Origin of the sequence: Micromonospora sp. M51, from assembly GCF_018070305.1 — a bacterium.
GTDB lineage: Bacteria > Actinomycetota > Actinomycetes > Mycobacteriales > Micromonosporaceae > Micromonospora > Micromonospora parva.
In genome coordinates this window covers 1-2,246 of record NZ_JAGPXZ010000894.1, presented here as the reverse complement: position 1 = coordinate 2,246, position 2,246 = coordinate 1, and the positions used below count along the sequence as shown (strand labels likewise).

Sequence of the window (2,246 nt, the reverse complement as noted above, 5' to 3'; positions counted from 1 at the left end):
CCGCCCGCCGCTGGCGACGCCCGGTGCCACTGCTCGACGTGGCGCGCGGCGCGGTCGCCGAGGTGCCGGACTACCACCGCGTCCTGATCGCGCCGCACTGGCCGTGGTCGCTCGCGGGGCCGGCCGTCACGGACGTCATCCACCTGCTGGCGGAGCTGATCGAGAACGCGTTGGTCTTCTCCGGTGCGGACACCACCGTCCGGGTCAGCGGCGAGCACCGACCGCAGGGGTGCGCGGTCGTCGTCGTCGACGACGGGCCTGGCCTGGACGCCGCCACGCTGGCCGAGGCGAACCACCTGTTCGGCAACCCGCCACCTGACGGCCCGCTCGCCGGCCTCACCGGTTGGTACGCCGCCGCCGTCCTGGCCGGCCGCTGCGGCGCCCACGTCTCGCTGCGCCCCAGCCGGCGCGGCGGAACGGCCGCGATCGTGCTCCTACCCGCCCGGCTGGTCACGGTCACCGACACCGGCCGCGCACCGGCCGGCGCACCACCTGACACCCCGTACCCACCAGCCCGCACCGACACCGACCTGCCCGGCCCGAGCGGCGACGGGGCGTTGCCGACGCGGGTCCGCCAACCCGGGCCGATCGGCCCGGAACGCGGCAGGACCAGCCTCGACACTGTCGAGATGCCAGTCGCGAGAACAGCAAGGAGACATCAATGACGTCTGCAGTGGTCACCGAGGACGGCCTGACCGACGCCCTGAACAGCCTGGTCGACCGGGTGCACGGCGCGGAGTTCGCCGTGGTGCTCTCGCCGGACGGGCTGCCGCTCGGCGGCTCGCGGCGGGTGGGGGACAAACTGGCCGAACAGATCTCCGGCGTGGTCGCCGGCCTGATCGCGTTGGGGCTGGCCGCCACCCGCACCTGCGACGCGGGTCGGCTGCGCCAGGTCGTGGTGCAGATGTCGCGGGCGTTCCTGTTCATCGCCACCATCCCGAACGGGACCATCCTCACCGTGCGGATCGCCGGTGACGACGTCGAGGTCGGCGACATGGCGTACGAGGTGGCGCTCTTCGTGGGGCAGGCCGAACGGCACCTGCCGATCACTCTGGGGCCGGCCTCCTCGGTGACGATCGGGGACACTGGTGCACACCAGCGGCGGCACTGACGAGGCGTGGTACGACGACGACGCGGGCCCGGTCGCCCGGCCGTACACGATGACCGGGGGGCGCACCGCGCCCGCACGCGGCCAGTTCGACCTGATCTCGCTGGTGGTCGCCCGGCCGGGGGTCACACCCCCCGCCCCGCTCTTCCCCGAACAGGCGCGGATCGTCGAGTTGTGTCACCATCCAGTGTCGGTGGCCGAGGTCGGTGCCGAGTTGGACCTTCCGCTGGGGACCGTCCGGGTGCTGCTCGGTGACCTGCTCGGGGCCGGGCTGATCGAGACGCACGAACCGCCGATGCTGTCGGAACTGCCGACCGAGGATCTGCTTGAGGCGATCCTCGTCGGGCTTCGCGCGCTGTGACCGGGCGGATGCCGCCCGGTACCGGGGCGGATCGTGGGCCCGTACCCGGCGACGAACTGAAGGAGAGACAGGCAGTGCCGGCAACACCACCCCAACCACGCCGTACCGTGGCGATCATCCTGCTGGACAAGGTCGTGGCCCTCGTCACTGCCGCACGGCGGGTGCTCACCGGTCGGGAGGACGTCTCGCGGGCCACCTGGTTGGCCGTCATCGCGGCGCTCGGGGTGCTGGTCGCGACGGCAGTGTCAGTGGTCGGGGTGCTGCGTACGCCGGAGAAGTTGACGCCGGTGACCCTCGACCCGCCGCCGTCCGTGCAGCAGGTGGGCGCCACGCCGTCCGATACGCCCCGGGCGCAGGCGCGACCGGCGCTCACCAGCCCGACGGTGCCCACTCCCCCGCCCACCTCGGCCTCCTCGGCCCCACCGACCGAGGCGTCGACCCGGCCCACCCCGACCGGCGCGAGCGCCGAACCCACCGCGGCGGCCCTGAGCGCCGACTTCGCCATCACTGACAACGCCCTGCTCAGCTATGGCGCGACGGTGACGATCAGCAATCCGGGCACGGTCGCGGCGCCGCAGTGGACGCTGGTGGTCACCCTGCCCCGCGAGTCGCTGAGGATCAGCGGGGTCGAGGGCGCACAGGCCAGCCACGACGGTGCCGTGTGGACGTTCGTGCCGGACAGCGACACCGCTCCGGTGCCCGGGAGCGCCTCGATCCAGGTGACGTTCCGGGTCAATGGTTCGTTGACGGGTTCCGCCCCCGAGGCGTGCACCATCG

The 2,246-nt window shown here is 73.1% G+C and carries 4 protein-coding genes; all 4 read left to right on the top strand.

Features of this window, described 5'->3' with window-relative positions; genetic code table 11:
- The coding region (locus KBX53_RS30330) for a sensor histidine kinase (protein WP_210863125.1) at window positions 1-665 on the top strand (665 nt) is incomplete at its 5' end.
- Window positions 662-1,111 carry a roadblock/LC7 domain-containing protein gene (locus tag KBX53_RS30325; protein WP_030330457.1) on the top strand — a complete coding sequence of 150 codons (450 nt, stop codon included), beginning with the start codon at window positions 662-664 and terminating at the stop codon, window positions 1,109-1,111. The genes KBX53_RS30330 and KBX53_RS30325, both read left to right, overlap by 4 nt.
- Window positions 1,089-1,469 carry a DUF742 domain-containing protein gene (locus tag KBX53_RS30320; protein ID WP_030330459.1) on the top strand — a complete coding sequence of 127 codons (381 nt, stop codon included), beginning with the start codon at window positions 1,089-1,091 and terminating at the stop codon, window positions 1,467-1,469. Before KBX53_RS30325 ends, KBX53_RS30320 begins: the two co-directional genes overlap by 23 nt.
- Before the next feature lie 107 nt (window positions 1,470-1,576).
- Window positions 1,577-2,246, top strand: a 670-nt coding sequence (locus KBX53_RS30315) for a hypothetical protein (RefSeq protein ID WP_210863123.1), incomplete at its 3' end; no start/stop codon positions are given.

Excerpts from the sequence above, each read along its gene's own strand:
- KBX53_RS30325 (WP_030330457.1), top strand. The coding sequence starts at position 662 with ATGACGTCTGCAGTGGTCACCGAGGACGGCCTGACCGACGCCCTGAAC.